This window comes from Nonomuraea sp. NPDC050404, assembly GCF_040655495.1.
In the GTDB taxonomy this organism is placed as follows: domain Bacteria; phylum Actinomycetota; class Actinomycetes; order Streptosporangiales; family Streptosporangiaceae; genus Nonomuraea.
Map to the genome: position 1 here is coordinate 252,016 of NZ_JBFAKB010000006.1, position 18,517 is coordinate 270,532.

General features: G+C 69.5%; 20 protein-coding genes and 1 pseudogene. 9 read left to right on the forward strand and 12 right to left on the reverse strand.

All coding sequences use genetic code 11. From position 1 onward, the window contains the following. Positions 1-47: 47 nt before the first annotated feature. On the forward strand, positions 48-1,517 hold the full coding sequence (locus AB0I81_RS18365; protein ID WP_360657842.1) for a DUF234 domain-containing protein: 1,470 nt from the start codon (positions 48-50) through the stop codon (positions 1,515-1,517). Positions 1,518-1,532: 15 nt separating this feature from the next. Here AB0I81_RS18365 and AB0I81_RS18370 read toward each other — a convergent pair whose 3' ends face one another. The 5 genes from AB0I81_RS18370 to ngcE form a co-directional block, all read right to left on the reverse strand. Next, complete coding sequence (locus tag AB0I81_RS18370; RefSeq protein WP_360657845.1) at positions 1,533-2,093, reverse strand: superoxide dismutase family protein; 561 nt, start codon at positions 2,091-2,093, stop codon at positions 1,533-1,535. Between the two features lie 88 nt (positions 2,094-2,181). Next, complete coding sequence (locus AB0I81_RS18375) at positions 2,182-2,457, reverse strand: 4a-hydroxytetrahydrobiopterin dehydratase (RefSeq protein WP_360657848.1); 276 nt, start codon at positions 2,455-2,457, stop codon at positions 2,182-2,184. Positions 2,458-2,466: 9 nt separating this feature from the next. Next, positions 2,467-3,315, reverse strand: coding sequence for a carbohydrate ABC transporter permease (locus AB0I81_RS18380; RefSeq protein ID WP_360657851.1), 849 nt, complete (start codon positions 3,313-3,315; stop codon positions 2,467-2,469). Continuing rightward, positions 3,316-4,230, reverse strand: coding sequence for a sugar ABC transporter permease (locus tag AB0I81_RS18385; RefSeq protein WP_360657855.1), 915 nt, complete (start codon positions 4,228-4,230; stop codon positions 3,316-3,318). Positions 4,231-4,234: 4 nt separating this feature from the next. Continuing rightward, positions 4,235-5,680, reverse strand: a complete 1,446-nt coding sequence (gene ngcE / locus AB0I81_RS18390; RefSeq protein WP_360657858.1) for an N-acetylglucosamine/diacetylchitobiose ABC transporter substrate-binding protein — start codon at positions 5,678-5,680, stop codon at positions 4,235-4,237. Positions 5,681-5,830: 150 nt separating this feature from the next. Between ngcE and AB0I81_RS18395 the strand changes: the two genes are divergently transcribed. Further along, complete coding sequence (locus AB0I81_RS18395) at positions 5,831-7,063, forward strand: alkyl sulfatase dimerization domain-containing protein (protein ID WP_360657860.1); 1,233 nt, start codon at positions 5,831-5,833, stop codon at positions 7,061-7,063. A 1-nt stretch (position 7,064) separates the two neighbouring features. On the opposite strand, the gene AB0I81_RS18400 is transcribed toward AB0I81_RS18395, so the two are convergent. From AB0I81_RS18400 to AB0I81_RS18415, 4 genes are all read right to left on the reverse strand, one after another. Further along, complete coding sequence (locus AB0I81_RS18400) at positions 7,065-7,949, reverse strand: hypothetical protein (protein WP_360657863.1); 885 nt, start codon at positions 7,947-7,949, stop codon at positions 7,065-7,067. Then, positions 7,946-8,482: a sigma-70 family RNA polymerase sigma factor gene (locus AB0I81_RS18405; protein WP_360657866.1), complete on the reverse strand. Its 537-nt coding sequence runs from the start codon at positions 8,480-8,482 to the stop codon at positions 7,946-7,948. Before AB0I81_RS18405 ends, AB0I81_RS18400 begins: the two co-directional genes overlap by 4 nt. Positions 8,483-8,546: 64 nt before the next feature. Next, positions 8,547-9,761 (reverse strand): aminotransferase class III-fold pyridoxal phosphate-dependent enzyme, encoded by a 1,215-nt coding sequence (locus AB0I81_RS18410; protein ID WP_360657869.1) that lies wholly within the window; start codon positions 9,759-9,761, stop codon positions 8,547-8,549. 12 nt (positions 9,762-9,773) lie between these two features. Next, a complete protein-coding gene (locus AB0I81_RS18415; RefSeq protein ID WP_360657871.1) occupies positions 9,774-10,688 on the reverse strand; it encodes a carbohydrate kinase family protein in 915 nt (304 codons plus the stop codon). 46 nt (positions 10,689-10,734) lie between these two features. On the opposite strand from AB0I81_RS18415, the gene AB0I81_RS18420 reads away from it, so the two are divergent. Further along, positions 10,735-11,319, forward strand: a complete 585-nt coding sequence (locus AB0I81_RS18420; RefSeq protein WP_360657873.1) for a TetR/AcrR family transcriptional regulator — start codon at positions 10,735-10,737, stop codon at positions 11,317-11,319. Further along, positions 11,316-11,957: a class II aldolase/adducin family protein gene (locus AB0I81_RS18425; protein ID WP_360657876.1), complete on the forward strand. Its 642-nt coding sequence runs from the start codon at positions 11,316-11,318 to the stop codon at positions 11,955-11,957. Before AB0I81_RS18420 ends, AB0I81_RS18425 begins: the two co-directional genes overlap by 4 nt. Here AB0I81_RS18425 and AB0I81_RS18430 read toward each other — a convergent pair. After that, positions 11,952-13,520: a DUF885 domain-containing protein gene (locus AB0I81_RS18430; RefSeq protein ID WP_360657879.1), complete on the reverse strand. Its 1,569-nt coding sequence runs from the start codon at positions 13,518-13,520 to the stop codon at positions 11,952-11,954. The genes AB0I81_RS18425 and AB0I81_RS18430 overlap by 6 nt on opposite strands. A gap of 22 nt (positions 13,521-13,542) precedes the next feature. Here AB0I81_RS18430 and AB0I81_RS18435 point away from each other — a divergent pair, with 22 nt between their 5' ends. From AB0I81_RS18435 to AB0I81_RS18455, 5 genes are all read left to right on the forward strand, one after another. Next, entirely contained in the window at positions 13,543-14,754 is a 1,212-nt protein-coding gene (locus tag AB0I81_RS18435; RefSeq protein ID WP_360657882.1) for a DUF4032 domain-containing protein, read from the forward strand. Between the two features lie 166 nt (positions 14,755-14,920). Next, positions 14,921-15,298, forward strand: coding sequence for a roadblock/LC7 domain-containing protein (locus tag AB0I81_RS18440; RefSeq protein ID WP_360657885.1), 378 nt, complete (start codon positions 14,921-14,923; stop codon positions 15,296-15,298). 4 nt (positions 15,299-15,302) lie between these two features. Then, on the forward strand, positions 15,303-16,097 hold the full coding sequence (locus AB0I81_RS18445; RefSeq protein WP_360657888.1) for a hypothetical protein: 795 nt from the start codon (positions 15,303-15,305) through the stop codon (positions 16,095-16,097). Between the two features lie 29 nt (positions 16,098-16,126). Next, positions 16,127-16,501, forward strand: coding sequence for a roadblock/LC7 domain-containing protein (locus tag AB0I81_RS18450; RefSeq protein WP_360657891.1), 375 nt, complete (start codon positions 16,127-16,129; stop codon positions 16,499-16,501). Positions 16,502-16,525: 24 nt separating this feature from the next. Further along, a complete protein-coding gene (locus AB0I81_RS18455; protein WP_360657894.1) occupies positions 16,526-16,897 on the forward strand; it encodes a hypothetical protein in 372 nt (123 codons plus the stop codon). Positions 16,898-16,951: 54 nt separating this feature from the next. On the opposite strand, the gene AB0I81_RS18460 is transcribed toward AB0I81_RS18455, so the two are convergent. Both AB0I81_RS18460 and AB0I81_RS18465 read right to left on the reverse strand, forming a co-directional pair. Next, on the reverse strand, positions 16,952-17,797 hold the full coding sequence (locus tag AB0I81_RS18460) for an alpha/beta fold hydrolase (protein WP_360657897.1): 846 nt from the start codon (positions 17,795-17,797) through the stop codon (positions 16,952-16,954). Positions 17,798-18,131: 334 nt separating this feature from the next. Continuing rightward, positions 18,132-18,497, reverse strand: a pseudogene (locus tag AB0I81_RS18465) (hypothetical protein); the annotation flags it as partial. Between the last annotated feature and the right edge of the window lie 20 nt (positions 18,498-18,517).

Below are 18,517 nucleotides of genomic sequence, written 5' to 3' on the forward strand. Positions count from 1 at the left end.
TTAGGAGTGCACTTCTTATAATTGCACTCCTAACAGGAGGGGAGCTCATGCGTCTTCCGAGGCCGGCCGACATGTTCGACCGCACGTGGGAGTGGGCCCAGCTCACAAGATTCGTCTCCGACACCGAGCCCGGGGCCAGTCTCGGCGTCGTGTCGGGCAGGAGACGGCAGGGAAAGACGTTCCTGCTTGAGGCGCTGTGCGAGGCCACCGGCGGCTTCTATTACTCGGCGACGGAGACCATGCCCAGCCGAGAGGCGCTCAGGCAACTCGGCGACGCCGTGGGGCGCCACGTCGGCTCACCGGGGAAGATCCGCTTCGCGCACTGGGAGGAGGCCATCGACGCCCTGCTCTCACTCGGCGCCGACCGGCCCATGCCCGTGGTCCTCGACGAGTTTCCCTACATGGTGCACGGGGCTCCGGAACTGCCGTCGCTCATTCAGCGGGCGCTGTCCCCCCGGCGCAGGGAACGGGTCGAATCCAGGGCGCGGATCCTGCTGTGCGGCTCGTCGATCTCGTTCATGGGCAATCTGTTGATGGGCAGCGCACCGCTGCGCGGCCGGGCGTCACTGGAGCTGATCGTGCCGACCTTCGACTACCGGGCCGCCCGGGAGTTCTGGGGGCTGGACGATCTGCGACTCGCCGCGCTCGTCTACCTGATCGTGGGCGGGACGCCGGCGTACAAGTCCGAGTTCCTGCGGGGCGCCGCACCCGCTCGCCGGGAGGACTTCGACGGCTGGGTGATCGAACACGTCCTCAGCCCGGCCAGCCCGCTCTTCAGGGAGGTCAGAGCCCTGCTGGCGGAGGATCCGACGCTCACCAACACCGGTCTGTACCACACGGTCCTGGCCGCGGTCGCCGAAGGCAACTGCACCCGAGGTGCCATCGCGAGCAGGATCGAGCGCAAGGCGACCGACATCTCGCATCATCTGACCGTGCTCGCCGACGCGGGACTGCTGAGTGTCGAGCCGGACGCGTTCCGGCAGAACCGCTCGGCCTACCGCATTACCGAGCCGCTGGTCCGCTTCTACCACTCGGTCATGAGACCTGTTTACGCCCAGCTCGAACAGGTACGACCGGGCCGGACCGAACGCCTGTGGCAAGCCGCTCAGCCCCGCTTCCGCAGTGCCGTGGCCGGGCCGGTCTTCGAGCACATGTGCAGGACCTGGGCTCATTCCATGGCCGCCGACGAGACGCTGGGTGGCATGGCCGTACAGGTGCTGTCCGGCGTCGTGCACGACCCCTCGTCCCGCGCCAATCACGAGGTGGACCTGGTCTCGATGGACGCCGACGGCAACATCCTGGCCATCGGCGAGGCGAAGTGGGGCGACACGATGGGAATGGCCCACCTCGAACGGATGGAGCAGATCGCGGCGGTGCTGCGGGCCAAGGGCCGGGAGCCGAACGCCATCACCCTGTTCAGCGGCGCCGGCTTCATGCCCGCGCTCCGTGCGGCCGCCGACGGGAGCGGCGGCCGCATCCAGCTCGTGGATCTCGAACGGCTCTACCACGGGGAATGATTACGGAGTCAGGTCCTACTTCAGGGTCAGGCAGGCCACGCGGTCTCCGGCCTGGCCGGCCTGTGGGCCCGAGGTTGTGGTGGGCTTGGCGTGGATGACGAGTGAGCCCGGGAGCTTGGAGCGTTCCAGGGTCCAGTCCTGGCGTGCGCTGGAGCGGCCCGCGCCCTCGGCGTCGGTGGTGAAGTCGAGCCAGACCTCGCTCTTGGCGTCGATCTGGCCCGGGTGGTGCTGGTAGTGCGGGCCCGAGGCGTCGGGCTTCGGGCCGCAGGGGTTGACGTGCAGGTGGGCGCCGTAGCGGCGGTCGGGGAGCAGGCCCTCGACGACGAGCGAGGTGCGGGTCTGGCCGCCGGAGGACTCCACGGTGACGCTGGCCTGGGAGCCCCGGGGGGCGAGCTTGCGGTCGAAGGCGATGGCCGCGGTGTCGTCGTCGCTGAACTCCCCGGCGGCGTTGAGGTTGACCGTCTCCTCCGGGGACTGCTTGGCGTTCTGCGCCTCGGGGACGGCCGGGGCCGGTGGGCCCGCGCAGCCGCCGGCCAGTGCGGTGGTCAGGATGAGCAGGAGTGCGGGCACGCGCATGAGACCCCCATGAGTCGAGCCCCTACGGCGTGAGGGCTCCGAGAGGACACCCACTCTAGTGAGTGACCGGCCCGACACGTGGGGTAATTTACCCGCCGTGCCTGGCCGCGATGTCGTCGATCATGGCGGCGAGCGTGAAGTCCAGGTCCGTCAGGCCGCCCTTGTCGTGGGTGGTGAGGGCCAGGTGCAGCGTGCGCCAGCGGATGTCGATGTCGGGGTGGTGATTGAGCTCCTCGGCCTTGACCGCGATCTCGTCCACGATGCGGATGGCCGCGGGGAAGTCGGGCGCGCTGACCGTGCGCCTGATCTCGTCGCCTTCGCGCCGCCATTCGGGCAGGTCGCTGAGCTTGCTCTCGACGTCCATGTGGCCACATTACTTCAGCGCGCCCGAGCCGAGCCCGGACTGGATCTGCCGCTGGAAGATGATGTAGACGATCATCACGGGCAGGATCGTGATGGACAGGGCGGCGAACAGTCCCGGCCAGTCCGCCTCATAGCCGGCCAGCGTGGAGATCCTGGCGATGCCCTGGGTGAGCACCCATTTCTCCGGGGCTCCGGCCAGCAGCACGAGGGGCAGCAGGTACTGGTTCCACTGCCCGAGCACGTTGAAGATGGTGATGCTGATCAGGCCGGGCCTGGCCATGGGGACCATGATCTGGAAGAACGTACGCGTGTGCGAGGCGCCGTCGATGAGGGCGGCCTCGGCGACGGCCTCCGGCAGCGTGCGGAAGAACGCCGCCAGGAAGAACACCGTGAACGGCAACGAGTAGGCGATGTAGACCAGCACCAGCCCGACGTGCGAGTTCAGCAGGCCCACCGACTTGACCACGAAGAACAGCGGCCCGAGTGCGAGGAAGACCGGGAACGCCAGCCCGGCCACGAAGTAGTAGTAGATCAGCCGGCTGCCGGCGAAGCGGTAACGCGCCAGCACGTACGCCGCCATCGACCCGAACACCATCGTGCCCGCCGTGCCGAACAGCACGACGACGACGGTGTTGAGCATGTACTGCCCGATGTGCGCCGTGTCCCACGCCCGGCCCCACGCGTCCAGCCGCAACGCCCCCGGCAGTTGCAGCGGGTCGCCGAAGATCTCGGTGTTGTTCTTGAACGAGGCCAGGAACGTCCACAAGAGCGGCGCGATGATCAGCAGCGCCCAGATCGCCAGCGCCACGTGGGAGAGCCCGCCCAGCACGCCGGCGCCCTTTTCCTTACGCGTGGCCATCTACAGCTCAATCCTCTCGCGCCTGGTCGTACGCAATGTCAGCACCGCGAACGTCACGGTGAGGAAGAACAGGGCCACGCCCATCGCGGAGGCGTAGCCGACCTTCTGGTAGGAGAAGGCGGTGTTGTAGATGGTGATCGGCAGAATGGTCGTCGCGCCGTCGGGTTCGCCCTTGTCCCCCGCCAGCACCTGGATGAGCGCGAATCCGTCGAAGGCCGCGATGCCCAGATAGATCCAGCCGACCTGGATGGTGTCGCGCAGCAGCGGCAGCGTTATCGAGAAGAACAACCGGAGACGATTGGCGCCGTCCAGCGCGGCCGCCTCGAAATAGTCCTTGGGAATGGCTGCCATGCCCGCCGAGAACAGCACCACGTAGAAGCCGACCGCCTGCCAGACCATCACCGCGATGATGGACCACAGGGCGAGGTCCGGCTCGATCAGCCAGCCGACGGGCTCGATGCCGAACCTGGCCAGCAGGCCGTTGATGACGCCGTCCTCGTCGGGCCGGTAGACGGCCTGGAACAACACCCCGACCACGGCCACGGCCAGGACCTGGGGGAAGAAGAACACCACCCGGTAGAACTTCGACCCCCAGATGCCGCGCATTCCGGTGCCGCGCGGCCCGCCGCCGAGATTGAGCAGGAAGGCGAAGAAGAGCGCGATGACGATTGTGGTGAGCGGCAGCACCAGCAGCAGGATTCCGTGGTTGCGCAGGGCCCGCCAGAAGACCTCGTCCGCCAGCAACCGGCCGAAATTGTCCAGCCCGACGTAGTTCACGACCGAGCTGTAGCCGTTCCAGCTCGTCAGGGCGAGCTGGAAGGCCTGGAGGTAGGGGCTGATGACGAAGACCGTGTAGAGCACGAGGGGCACGGCGAGAAACCCGGCGACGAACCCGTACTTGCGCAACCGCTCCATGTTGCTACTGGCTCCGCGTCTGCTTGGTGACCGAGTCGTCCTTCTTGATGCCGTCGGCCTTCTTCTGCACGTTGGCGCAGAACTCGTCCGGGGTGATGCGGCCCGCCATCAGCACGTTGGTCTGCTCGGTGGCGTAGTCGAAGAGCTCCTTGTACCAGCCTTCAAAACGCGCCTCGGTGATGATGTTCTGGCCGGCCTTGTCCTGGGCTTTGGCGGCGCTCATGAGGCCGGCGGGCAGGCTGACGCCCTCGGTCGCGCCGTTCACGACCGTGACGTTCTTGGTCTTCTCGGTGAAGGCGCGGGCGCCTTCCTTGGAGAGCATGATGCGCAGGTACTCCAGGCCGCCCTGCGGGTTCTTGCCCTTGGCGGCGACCACGAAGTTCTCGCCGACACCCACCTGGATGGCGCCGTACGGCATCTTGTCGGTGCCGGTGACCTCGGGGATGGGGGCGATGGCGTACTCGAAGTCGTCGGGTTTGTCCTTGACCATCTCGTTCTCGACCCAGGAGCCGACGGGGTAGAACAGCACCTTGTTCTGCAGTTGCTTGATCTGGGTCTGGGTGTGGTCGAGGCCCAAGTACGCCTTGTCCCCGTACTTCGCCTGGATCTCCGCCCAGACGGTGACCGCCCGCTTCATCGGCTCGGCGAGCCAGGCGTTGTCGACCAGGTTGTCGATGTCGAGGATGACCTGGTTCCCGCCGATCTTGGCGGCGGTGTAGAGGGCGTTCCAGAGCTGGTAGTACGGGCCCTTCTGCCCCGGATAGGCGAAGAGCAGGATGCCCTCCTTCTTGGCCGTCTCCCCGAGCGCCGTGAACTCCTGCCAGGTCGTCGGCACCGTCCAGCCCCTGGTGGCGAACAGCTTGGCGTTGTACCAGAGCGCGCGGTGCGAGACCGTGTAGTTCAGCACCAGGTCCTTGCCCGTGACCTGGGCGTTGATGATCACGGCCGGGGTGATCGTGTCGCGCACCTTCTTGGCCGGGTCGTCGATCGAGGGCGCGTCGAACAGCGGGGTCAGGTCGGCCAGGGCCCCTTCGGCGGCCAGCGCGGCCAGGTCCATCGACTTGGGGCCGGAGTTGTTGATCACGTCGGGCGCGTCGCCGCCGACCAGGCGCGGGCGCAGCAGGGTGCCGATCTCCTGGGTGGCGGTGTGCTTGATCGTGACGCCGGGGAACGCCTTCTTGTACTGCTCCTCGTGCAGGTCCTTGGCGTAGGCGTCGCCGTAACCGCCGCTGAAGATGACGACTTCGAGCGGCTTCCTGGCGTCCACGCCGAAGGGGTTCTTCGGATCGGCCGAGGCCGCGAGCGAGGTGGCGGGGGCGGCGGTGGGCTCGCCTCCCGTGCCGGCGGTGGCGCAGGCGCTCAGCAGGCCCGCGCCGGGTCCGGCGGCCAACGCGGTCAGGCCGATCCGGTGTATGAGCTGTCGCCGCGTGATCTCACCGGGGTGGGTCATGGGGGGGCTCCTGAATTAGGAAAGTTTCCTAAACGTTTGCCCGCAACGTACGAACGGCCTCCGACGCGCGTCAAGGGGGCGCGATCGAGACGTGACCTTGCCGTAGTGATGCCTTGCTTAGAACGGGGTTCTAGAAGCAGAGTGGGTCGCATGATTGTGGAGTACGCGGACCGGGTGTGGCACGGCGAATCCGACGACAGCATCGTTGACTCGGGCATGAACGGCAAAGGCGTCATCACGATCGCCGACGGGCTCGGCTGGTGGCCGGGATTCGGGAACGTGATCGCCTTCGAGACCGGGGGCGAGCTGCTGCTGTTCGACACCAGCAGCCCAATGTCGGCCACCAAGCTGCACCAGGACGTACGCGCCTGGTCGCGGGCGCCGCTGACGACCGCCTTCTACTCGCACGGCCACATCGACCACGTCTTCGGCACGGGCCCGTTCGAGGAGGAGGGCACGCGAGCCACCGTTTATGCCCATAAAGCGGTCGGCGATCGTTTCGAGCGATATCTGCTGACCAATGGCTACAACGCGGTGATCAACCAGCGCCAGTTCCAGGCACCGAACCTGCGCTGGCCGACCGAATACCGGCACCCCGACGTCACCTACACCGACGCCCTGACCGTGCGGCGCGGCGAGCTGACCTTCGACCTGCTGCACGCCAAGGGCGAGACCGACGACGCGACCATCGGCTACGTGCCCGAGCACCGGCTGCTGCTCCCCGGCGACCTGTTCATCTGGGTCACTCCCAATTGCGGGAATCCGCAGAAGGTGCAGCGCTATCCCCGGGAATGGGTGCACGCGCTGCACCGGATGGCCGCTCTGGACGCCGAGATCATGTTGCCCAGCCACGGCGCCCCCATCTTCGGCCGCGACCGCATCAGGCAGGCGCTGCTGGAGACGGCGCAATGGCTGGAATCGCTCGTCACGCAGACCCTGGACCTGCTCAACGCGGGCGCGCGGCTCGACGAGATCGTGCATTCCGTACGCCCGCCGGCCCACCTTTCCGACCGGCCCTATCTGCGGGCCCGATATGACGAGCCGGAATTCGTCGTACGCAATATGTGGCGCCTTTACGGCGGCTGGTACGACGGAAATCCGGCCAATCTCAAGCCCGCTCCCGACGCCGTTCTGGCGAAATCGGTGGCCGGACTGGCGGGCGGTCCCGCGGCTCTCGCGGACGCCGCGTTGCAGGCCCTTTCCGGCGGCGACGAACGATTGGCGGGGCACCTGGCGGAGATGGCCGCCCTGGCGGCTCCGGACGACGCGGGGGTGCACCGCGTGCGCGCGGAGGTGTTCTCCGCCAGGGCGGCGAACGAGTTGTCGCTGATGGCGAAGGGCGTCTTCACCTGGGCGGCCGAGGAGTCGCGGCGACGCTCGTAGGTCAGTCCAGCCACCAGGCGCGCACGCCCGTCTCGGCCCGGGGCAGCGAGTTCCTGGGCAGGTCTGCGGGGGCGGTGACGCCGACGGTTACGGCGTCGGAGGCGGTCTTCCGTACGGAGTCGACCATCCAGTCGTCCTTGACGTGCTCCGCCGCGACTGCGTATCCGTCACCACTGCCATCCGGATTGGACCACATCACCACATAGGCGATCCTCATCCCGGCGCGTTCCATCTCGGTCCTGACCTCGGCGACGGGCGTGCCATACGGGTTGTAGCGGTCGGAAAGGCTCCCAGGTTCGGGTGAGAACCGGGCCGAGTGGGCATAGCGCTCTCCCGGTTCGGCCGGCCTGCCGACCCCGAAGATCAGCTTCCCGGTGTAGTCGACGGGCATGGAGACCGTGCCGCACCACGCGGACGAGCAGCCCTCGACCTGGAAGGTCTTGGTCACGCCGGTGCCCTCCGGGAAATTCCCAGGCGTGGCCGGGCCGATCAGGCGGCCCACGTCTTCCGGGGCCACCGGGACCTTCTTCACCTCCGCGTCCAGGCCGACGGCACGGAACGCCTCGGTGAACTTCCCGGCCTCGGCCTCGGGGTCGTTGATGACGACCTCGATGGAGTCCTCGCCGGCCTTGAGCGAGACGGCGGCGTTGGCGTACTCGGTGGCCGGGCCGCCGAACGGGGTCCAGACGACGAGCGCGGCGGCCAGCCCGGCGGCCACCACCCCGAACCCGATACCGCGCCGCACCGGGGAGCGCCGGCGCACGGGCTCGCGCTCGGAGGACATGATCGACTCCATCAGCGCCCGCGCCCCCGCGCCGGACGCCTGCCCCACGGGCTCCCCCGCCAGGTCCTCATCACGTACGCGGGCCAGATCGGCGATGTTCACAACGTGCTCCCTTCAAAGGCGACGGCATGCGAGTGCGCGATCCCGGCCTCGTTCAGGCGGCGGGCGAAGCGCCTGCGGGCGCGGTAGAGCCGTACTCTCACGACGTTGGCCGACACGCCGAGCACCTTGGCGATCTCGCCGGGGCTCAGCCGCTCCCAGGCGACCAATGCGAGCAGTTCCCTGTCGTCCTCGGGCAGGGATTTGAACACCTGCCCCATCTGGGAGAGGTCCGGCGACTCGGCCACGAGCGGCGAGGCGGCCAGCTGCGCGCGCAGGGCCTCGGTGCGCCGCTCGTGCCGCCGCTCGCCGCGCCGCTGGTTGGCCAGCACCTTCCTGGCCACGCCGAACAACCACAACCTGGCCTCGTCCCCCCGGGGGACCTCCGCCAGCCTGCGCCAGGCGATCAGATAGGTTTCGGCCACCACGTCGGCCGCGTCATCGGGATCCGGACAGCGGCGCAACGCGTACCCGAGCAGTGGCCGGTACGAGGCGCCGTACAGCTCCTCGAACCGGCTTTCGGGATCTACTCCCACGTAAGCTCCTCATTTGGGTGCGTCATCACCCAACGCATGTCCACAAATATCGGAGCATTACCGGTCAGCCGAAATGGGCGCGGGTCTCGGCGAACGCCTGGTCGGTGCCCTCCAGGGCGGCCGCCACGTCGGCCTCGGTGTGGGCCGCGGACATGAACCAGTTGTGCCAGGGGTGGAGGTACACGCCGTGCCGCAGGCAGGCGTCGCTCCAGTGCATCGCCACCGACAGGTCCGCGTCACCGTCGAAGCTGAGCCACGGGATCGTCACCGGGCCGGTCTGGTTCACCACGAAGCCGTGCGTCTTGGCCTGCGCGTACAGGCCCTCCCTGAGTTGCGTGCCCGCGCGTTCCATGGCGGCGATGCCGGAGGTGTCGCGCAGGGTCTCGATGGTCGCCTTGGCCGCGGCCATCGCGACCGCCGAGAACCAGAACGAGCCGGTCGAGTACAACGTCTGCGCCGGGCCGCGCAGCGCGTCCGTGCCGGTGACGGCGGCGATCGGGTAGCCGTTGGCCATCGCCTTGGACCAGGCGGTCAGGTCGGGGCGCACGCCGTACTGCTCCCACGAGCCCCGCAGGTCGATCCGGAACCCGGCCCGCACGTCGTCGATCACCAGCGCCGCCCCGAGCCGGTCGGCCAGCGCCCTGGCGCCGCGCGCGAAGGCGGGCTCGGCCAGCGCCTGGTCCTCGAACGAGTCGTGCTTGAAGGGCGTGACGATGATCGCCGCCACGTCCCCCTCGACGGTCGCCGCCGCGGCCTCCAGGGATTCCAGGGAGTTGTAGGCGAACTCCACCAGGTCGGCCCGCTCGTTCGGGGTCGTGCCGGACAGAGACGGCGTGCACCAGGGGTCCGCCCCGTGGTAGGCGCCGTGGGCCAGCAGCACCTTCGTACGGCCGGTCGCGGCCCTGGCGACCATGAGGGCCTGCGTGGTGGCGTCCGTGCCGTTCTTGGAGAACATCGCCCAGTCCGCGCTCGGCACGGTGTCCACCAGCAGTTCCGCCAGCTCCACCATGATCGGCCCGGGGCCGTTGAGGCAGTCGCCCCTGGCGGCCTGGCGGGCGGCGGCCTCCTCGACGCGCGGGTGCCGGTGGCCGAGCACGACGGGGCCCCAGCTGCACATGAAGTCGATGTACTCGCGGCCGTCCACGTCCCACTGCCGGCAACCTTCGCCGCGCTCGAAGAACTGGGGGTAGCCGGGGGCGAAGATGGCCGCGTTGAGGTGGCCGTACATGCCGCCGGGGACGACCTTCGCGGCGCGGGCGCGGAGTTCGGCGTCTGTCATCGTCAAGATCCTTTACAGCAGGCTGAGGGTGGATTCGAGGTCGGTGAGGCCGGCGTCGGAGCCGAGGCCGGTGGCGACGCGGGCGGCGGCGGCCGTGCCCCAGCGGGCGGCGGTCGGGACGTCCCGGTCGTGCAGGAGCCCGGTGAGGAAGCCGGCGCAGTAGGCGTCGCCGCAGCCCGTGGTGTCCGAGACGTCCGTCTTGAGGGCCGGTACGTGCTCCGTCCCCGCCTCCGTGACCACCAGGCTGCCGGACGCGCCCAGCGTGACCAGCACGCCGAGCGGCCCGTCGGCGAGCAGGGCGCGGGCGGCCGACTCGGCGTCCTGCTCGCCGGTCATGAGCAGGGCCTGGGCCTCGTTCGGCAGGACGTAGTCCACGTGCGGCAGGAACGCGCGGGCCATGCCCAGCAGGTCCGGCATCTCCGACAGCAGGTCCATGGTGACGATGGTCCCCGACGACCGCACCGAGTCCAGGAGTTCGAAGAAGGCCGGGTCGCCGAGGCCGAAGGTGACGTCCATGCCGCCCAGGTGAATGGCCCCGGCCCGGCGCAGCACGTCGGCGTCCAGGTCGGCGTAGGTGACGCTGAGGTTCGCGCCGGGCACGTGGAAGCTGGGACGCCCGCCGTCCGGCCTGATGGGCAGGATGGAGGCCGCCGTCTGCTCCCCCGTCCTGCGGACCAGCCGCGAGGCGTCCACGCCCCGTTTGGCCAGCACCATCAGCAGGAAGTCGGCGAGCTCGTCATCACCGATGGCTCCCATGGTGATGACGTCGTTGCCCAGCTTGACCAGGTCCACCGCCGTGCCGGCGGCGGCGCCCGCGGCGGTGAGGCGGATCTGGTCGACCAGCACGGTGTCCTGGCCCTCGGGGATGCGCTCGACGGGCCGGGTGAGAATGTCGACGATGTGGACGCCGACTGTGGCGACGGTCATAGTTTATATAGACAGACGTCCGAATAAAAAGTCAACGGGAGGTTCGATGCCGAAAATCGTCGATCACGACGAGCGCAGGCGCGAGGTGTTGTCGGCGGCCGGCCGCGTGATCGTCAGGGACGGCATCGACGCCGCCACCTCCCGCGCCATCGCCAAGGAGGCGGGCTACTCCAACGGGGTGCTCGCCCACTACTTCGGCGACAAGGACGAGATCCTGCTGTCCGCGCTGCGTCACTCGCACGAGCGCATCCGCGAGCGGCTGATGAGGAAGGCCGAAGGTCTGACGGGGCTGGCGGCGCTGCGTGAGGTGCTGCTGGACAACCTGCCGCTGGATGACGAGCGCGATCGGGAGAGCCGGCTGGAGGTCAGCTTCTGGAGCCGGAGCCTGGCCTCGGAACGGCTGGCCGAGACGCAGCGGGCGGAGGCGGGAGAGTTGCGCGCCGCCGTACACGATCTGCTGGTCCAGGCCCGCGACGCGGGCGAGCTGAGCACGGACGACGGCCTGGACGATCTCACCGAACGGCTGCTCGCCCTGGTCGACGGGCTCAGCCTGCACCTGCTGCTCTATCCGGGCCGGCTGGCGAGGGCGGACGTCGAGCGGATCATGCTGGGCAGCCTCGATCGCCTATGATCGACGACATCATGAGCCTTCGCGAGCAGTTGTGCGAGTACGGCCGCCGCGCCGTCGAACTCGGCCTGGTCATCGGCACCTCGGGCAACCTCAGCGTGCGCGAGGGCGACCTGGTCACGGTCACGCCCTCGGGCGCCGCGCTCGACCGGCTGACGCCGGAGATGTGCCCGGTGGTGGACATGGGCGGCCGGCTGGTGGCGGGCGAGTTGCGGCCCTCCAGCGAGACCCCCATGCACCTGGCCGTCTACGAGACCACCGACGCGCAGGCGATCGTGCACACGCACTCGGTGTTCGGCACGGTGGTGGCCACGACGATGACCGAGCTGCCGCCCGTGCACTACAACGCGCTGCTGCTGGGCGGGGTGGTCAGGGTGGCCGAATACGCCACGTACGGCACGCCCGAGCTGGCCGCCAACGTGCGCGCCGCGATGGCGGGCGGCAAGCGGGCCGCCCTGATGGCCAACCACGGCGGGATGACCATCGGGGCGACGCTGGAGGAGGCGTTCGAGGCCACCCGGCTGCTGGAGTGGCTGTGCGAGGTGTACGTGCGGGGGCTGAGCATCGGCAAGCCGACCATCCTGACCGACGATCAGCTCGCCGCCGTCGTCGAGCGGACGCTGAACCCGCCGCCCCTATGAGAGCGCGGCCTGCTCGGCCAGCCCGAGCGGCAGCCCGCCCGACCCCGCGATCCGGTCGTGGAACTCCTTCGGCGTGCCCTGGAACGACTCCCTGATGCGGTCGATCTCGATCGCGCCCGTGAGGTAGGAGGGGGCCTGCGTGGGCCAGGCGCAGTACCGGTTGACCTCGCCCTGGGCGGTCCCCGGCGACAGCGACGCCTTGGTGGCCATGAACGTCTCCGCCTCCTCGATCGACATGTCCTCGCAGTGCAGCGCGGTGTCCACGACGATCCTGGCGGCCCGGAAGATGCGGCAGTCCAGGTGCGCCAGCTCGGTGGCGGGGGTGTCGAAGTAGCCCTGCTCGTGCAGCAGCTTCTCCACGTACAGGGCCCAGCCCTCGGTGAAGTACGGCGTCCTGAAGACCTTCCTGACCGTACGCGGATTGCCCGCCATGTACGACAGGTGCCAGTGATGCCCGGGATACGCCTCGTGCACGGCGATCGAGGGCATCTGGGCCCGCGAGTTCGTGCGCAGGCGCTGGCGTACCTGCTCGGGGGTGAAGTCGTCGGGCGTGTAGGGCACGAAGAAGATGCCCGTCCGCGAGGCGCTGAGCGGCGGCGGGGACAGGTAGTGCGCCACCGACAACACCGGCCGGGTGTACTCGGCCGACGGCAGCACGTGGCACTCCTCGCCGTCGGCGAAGGTGACCAGATCCCGGTCGCGGACGAAGTCGCGGGCCCGCAGGGTCTCGGCCTCGTACTCGGCCCGCATGTCGGCCAGGGTCGCCGGGTGGTCGTCCATGAGGAACTCCATGGCCGCCCGCCAGTCCTGGGTGCCGTTGACGCCGACGGCCACCTCGCGCATGCGCGCGTCCAGCTCCGCCCAGGCGGCCTCGCCCTTCTGGTGCAGCTCCGCCGCGCCGTAGCCGAGCAACTCGCGCTCGCGCAGCAGCGTGGAGTAGAGCTTCTCCCCCATCCGCCAGGTGCCGCCGCACTCGAAGCCTTCGAGGTAGGCCACGAGCTCGTCGAACGCCTGCGCGGCCGGCTCGGCGGCGGCGGCCAGCTTGGCGCTCAGGCCCTCGTCCCGGACCATGGACGGGATCGTGCGGGTCAGGAAGTTGCGGCCGGTACGCGCCTGGCCGAGACCCCGCTTGACCAGCAGCGGGGCGGCCAGGTCCGGGTCCAGGTTGGCGCGGCAGGCCGCCAGCACGCCGGGCACCTCGGCCAGGCGGGACAGGGCCGAGGCCACCAGTTCCGGCTCGGGCTTGAGGCGGCGCTGGAAGGGCGCGTACAGGGAGTTGAAGATCGCCCCGAGGTAGACGGCGGGGTCGCGCCGCCACTCGGGCCAGGAGGACATCGCGATCGAGCCCCGGAGTTGCGACAGGACGAGGTCCCTGTCGATCGCGTCGTCCAGAGTGGGCGCCTCGGCGGCCGACAGCCGTTCGAGCCAGAGGATCTGCTCACGCTCGCGGGTCTGCCAGGCGGAGGCGGTGAAATCGCCGAGGGTGTGATCGTAACCGTCGGCCCCCAGGGAGGCGGCGACGACGGGACGGTCAGAAAAGTACCACTTGAGAAACTCGTCCACCGATGCACCATATCCTGAGCAAATGCCCCTGCAGATCACTGGCGCGCTAGGCGACCCTGACCTGATCCGCCTCCCCTGGGAGGTCCCCCTGCAAGACTGGCCGCAGCACCATCTGGTCGATCTGCCGCGCGGCATCTCGCGGCACGTGGTGCGTTTCGCCCGGCTGTCGGGCAAGGTGTACGCGATCAAGGAGATCAGCGAGCGCTACGCCAAGCGGGAGTACCAGCTCCTGTGGGACCTGGCCAGGCTCGACGCCCCCTCCGTGGAACCCGTCGCCTACGTCACCGGCCGCGAGAACGACCTCGACGCCGCCCTGATCACCCGCCACCTGCAGTTCTCGCTCCCCTACCGCGCGGTCATGTCCGGCACCCTGCGCCCCGACACGCTCACCCGGCTGCTGGACGCGCTGGCCGTGCTGCTCGTCCGGCTGCACCTCAACGGCTTCTACTGGGGCGACTGCTCGTTGTCCAACACCCTGTTCAGGCGGGACGCGGGAGCGTTCGCGGCCTACCTGGTGGACGCCGAGACCGGCGACATGCACCCGATGATCAGCGAGGGGCAGCGGCTGACCGACATCGAGACCGCGCACGTCAACATCTTCGGCGAGATGCTCGACCTGGAGGCCGGCGGGCTGCTGCACCCGTCGATCGACCCCATGGAGACCGCCGAGGACATCGTCTCCCGCTACCACCGCCTGTGGAACGAGATCAACGAGAGCGAGATCATCGAGGAGGTGGACTGGCACCGCGTGGAGCAGCGCATCAGGCGGCTGAACCTGCTGGGCTTCGACGTGGCCGAGATGATGGTGCGGCGCAAGGTCGGCACGGGCCGGCTGATCGTGCGGCCCAAGGTCGTGGACGCCGGTCACCACCAGCGCCGGCTGCTGCGGCTGACCGGGCTCGACGTCGAGGAGAACCAGGCGCGCCGGCTGCTCAACGACCTCGACGGGTTCCGGGTGGCCAAGGGGCTGCGGCACGAGGACGAGGCCATAGTGGCGCACCGGTGGCTGGCGGAGGTGTTCCAGCCGACCGTCGAGGCCATCCCCGCCGGGATGCGCGGCAAGCTGGAGCCCGCGCAGCTCTTCCACGAGATCCTGGACCACCGCTGGTTCCTGTCGGAGCAGGACGGCTCCGATGTGGGGCTGGGCACGGCGGTGAAGTCGTACGTGGACAAGGTGCTGGTGCACAAGCCGGACGAATTGGCGCTGCTGCCCGACGAACCGCCCGCTGAATAGGCTTTTTGTCGCGAGAAGTTCTCATAAATCGTACAGATTTGCGCAACGGGGTTGGTTTTATTCTCCGTAGCCGTATAAAAGCCCAACACCGGCGACCGGCCGCCATCTGAACGTGCCCGCCTCCCCCTACGCTGTCACGCGTTCCACCACGGCGAGGAGGGGTCACGTGCTCGGAATCGACACCTGCCTGGCAGAGGTCATGTCCATACCAGGGGCATTGGACGCCATGCTGGTGGACCACACCAGCGGCATGGCGGTGGCCTTCAGCAGCGCATCGGGCGCGGAGGCCGACAGGTCGGCCGCCGCGCTCACCGAGGCCCTGCGCGCCACCACCGACGGCCTGGCCCGCACGTGTCCCGGTGAGGTCGTGCGCATCGACGACATGCTGGTCACCACCGACAAGGGCCACCATCTGCTGCGCATGCTGGAAACCGTCTTCGAGGGGCCGCTGGTCATCTACGTACGCCTTGACCTGGAACGATCCAATCTCGCCCTGGCCAGGCACCGCCTGCGCACCATCACCGGCCTGCTGACGACGACGTGAGGCCATGAGCAAGCTGGACACCCTCCTGGCCGGGCTCGCCCGCGAGCGGTCCACGGGCGCGCTCCAGGTCGGCAGGAGCGGCACGATCTTCCTCGCGGACGGGCGCGTGACGTACATGGAGTGCGCCATGGCTCCCAGCGTCGAGCGCCTGCTCGCCGCCAGGGGGCTGATGACCGAGACGGCGCTGCGCCGGCTGCAGGCCGACGGCGACTGTGCGCGGCTGCTCGCGGAAGGGCCGCTCACCCACGGCGAGCTGCAGTACGCGGTGCTCGGGGGCGTCCTGGACGCGGCCTTCTTCCTGCTGCCCAACAGCGGGTCGCGGCCCAAGTTCCGGCCGGGCGAGCGGCACTGGCTGGGCGGGCAGTGGTTCTTCGACGTGCCGGGGCTGGTGCGGGAGTGCGCGCGGCGGCGGGCGCAACTCGCCCAGATCTGGCCCTCCGCCGACGTGGACTCCCTTCCGGTACGGCCGCTGCCCCGGCTGCCGGGCCACGGGGTGACGCTGAGCCGGATCCAGTGGGAGGTCATCGTCAGGGCCGACCACAAGGTGACGCCGCTGGAGCTGGCCAAGCAGATCGGGCGGCCCGCGTACCCGATCCTGCTGGCGGTCAGGAAACTGGCCGCCTCCGGGCTGCTGGCCCCGCCCGATCCCCCGGATCTGCCCAGGCGGCGCGCCTCCGCCGAGCGGCCGCCGCACGATCCCGGGGCGGCGGCCCAGCCGCTGGGCCCGCCCGTGAGCGGGGATCCGACCGATCTGGCGCTGCTGATGCGGCTGAAGAAGGCGCTGGAGGAGTTGTCGTGAGGTTCCCCTCACTCAGGAGGAGGCCACCGGTGGAGCTACGACAAGAGGTCCTGGAGGAGATGACGCTCCTGCGGGAGCGCACGCCGGACGTACGGGGCAGCGTCGCCTGCACCGTGGACGGCCTGCCCGTCGCCTGCGACCTGGAGGACAGGACGGGCGACCAGGCGGCGGCGCTGTCCGCGGCGCTGCTCGCGATGAGCAGGCGCATGCTGATCGTCACAGGACAGGGCAATTTCGAGGAGACGCTCATCTCCGGCACCGCCGGCTTCGTGGCCTTCTACGCCGCCGGCCCCACCATCGTCCTCACGGTCCTGGCCGGACCCGGCGCGAACGTCGGGCTGCTGCGGCTGGAGGGCAGGAAGACGGCTGCCGGAGTGGCCGCCGTCGCAGCACGAAAGCACTGAAACCACCGCAAGGGAGGAAGAAGCATGGCCGGCATGGACGTCTCGCTCAAGGAGATGATGTCGATCGACGGGTCCGTGGGGGCGGCGATCGTCGATCACGGCAGCGGCATGGCGCTGGGCTCGCTCGGCGGCTCCAAGGACCTGGACCTGCAGGTCGCCGCGGCGGGAAACACGGAGGTGGTCAAGGCCAAACTCCGCACGATGGACTCGCTGGGCCTCAAGGACAGCATCGAGGACATCCTGATCACGTTGAGCGGGCAGTACCACATCATTCGCCCGATCACGGGACGCGGGGGGAAGGGGCTGTTCCTCTACCTGGCGCTCGATCGCGGGCGGGCCAATCTGGCGATGGCGCGGCACCAGCTCCGCGGCATCGAGGAGAAGCTGGAGGTCTGACCTTCCGTCGCGGTGGCCCGCCCTTGACGGGGCGGGCCATCCCGACGTTGCGGTTTACGCCGTAGTCAGTTTGGTGATCTCGGCGGCGAAGTCGGGCCAGAGCGCGCGGGGCAGGTCGTGTCCCATCCCCGGGTAGGTCACCAGCCGCGCCCCCGGCACGGCCGCCGCCGTCGCCTGGCCGCCCACGAGCGGGACCAGCGGGTCCGCCTCGCCGTGCAGTACCAGCGTGGGGATCCGGACCTGCGCCAGCGCCTCCCTGCGGTCTCCCGAGGCCATGATGGCGGCCATCTGCCTGGCCGTGCCCGCCGGGTCGAAGCACCGGTCGTAGGCCCGCCCGGCCCGCTCGGCGAGCTTGCCGGGGTCCAGGTCGTAGGCGGGCGAGCCGATGACCGACCAGTTGCGTACCGACTGCTCGACCACCGCTTCGCGGCCCTCGGGCGGGCGGCGCATCAGCACGGCGGCGGCGGCCTCCGTGGGCGGCGCCACGGAGGGGCCGGGCGTGGACATGATCGAGGTCAGCGTCAGCACCCGTTCCGGGCGGCGGATGGCCAGCGTCTGGGCGATCATGCCGCCCATCGAGGCGCCCACCACGTGGGCGGCGGGCCAGCCGAGCGCGTCCATGAGGCCCGCCGTGTCGTCCGCCAGGTCGTCCAGCAGGTACGGCGCGGGCGTGCCCGACTTGGGCAGGCCCAGGTCGTGGAGGTGCGTGGACAGGCCCGCGTCGCGGTTGTCGAACCGTACGACGTGGTGGCCCTGCTCCGCGAGAAGCTCGCAGAGCTCTTCGTCCCATTGGATGAGCTGGGCGCCGAGTCCCATGATGAGGAGCAGGGGGCGTCCCGAGGGGGAGCCGAAGCTCTCGTACGCGATGTCGATGCCGTTCGCGGCTGCGCGGGTGGTCACGACGACCAGAATGACATTCTGGTCGATAGTACGTAAAGCGCTTCTCTGAGCCGGTCCGCGCGCCCGGGGTTCAGCGCTTGAAGAGGGTGCGCAGGCGCTCGCCGCCGAGCACCACGCCGCCGCCCGCGACGGCCAGGGCGCCGGCCATCAGCGCGCCGCCCACGACGCCGGACGCCTCGGACTTGTCCTGGCCGTCCTGGGTCTTCTTCTGCGCGGCCGGGGCGCCGACGATGCCGCCGCCCTGCGGGGCGGGCTCCTCCTCCGCCTCGGGCGGGGTGGCCGGGTTGTCGTCGCGCTCGGCCCAGGCGCGGGTCGAGAAGGGGACCGGGTAGTTCTTCTTGCCGGGGCCGTCGCCCCACTTGGTGATGACGTACTCGACGTCGATGTGGCCCAGGCCGCCCGCGTCGTCCACGCCCAGCGTGCTGGAGTTGAACGTGCCGCCGGTCAGCTCGGCGAACGTCTTGGCGTCGAGATCGAGCATGATGCCGCGGTTGGAGGGCGTTCCCGGCCCGCGGTCGCCCACGAAGAACGGCGCCTTCTTGCCCTTGTAGACCACGTAACCCTCGGTCAGCAGCGGCCAGCTCGGGCTGGCGGCCATCCCCTTCTGCATCGGCTTGCCACTGGCGGGCAGGCCCGTGTCACCGGCGCGGCCGGAGGAGTCGTCCCAGAAGTAGGAGGCCGTGGTCGAGCCCTTGAGCATGACCTTCTGGTCGGTGTCAG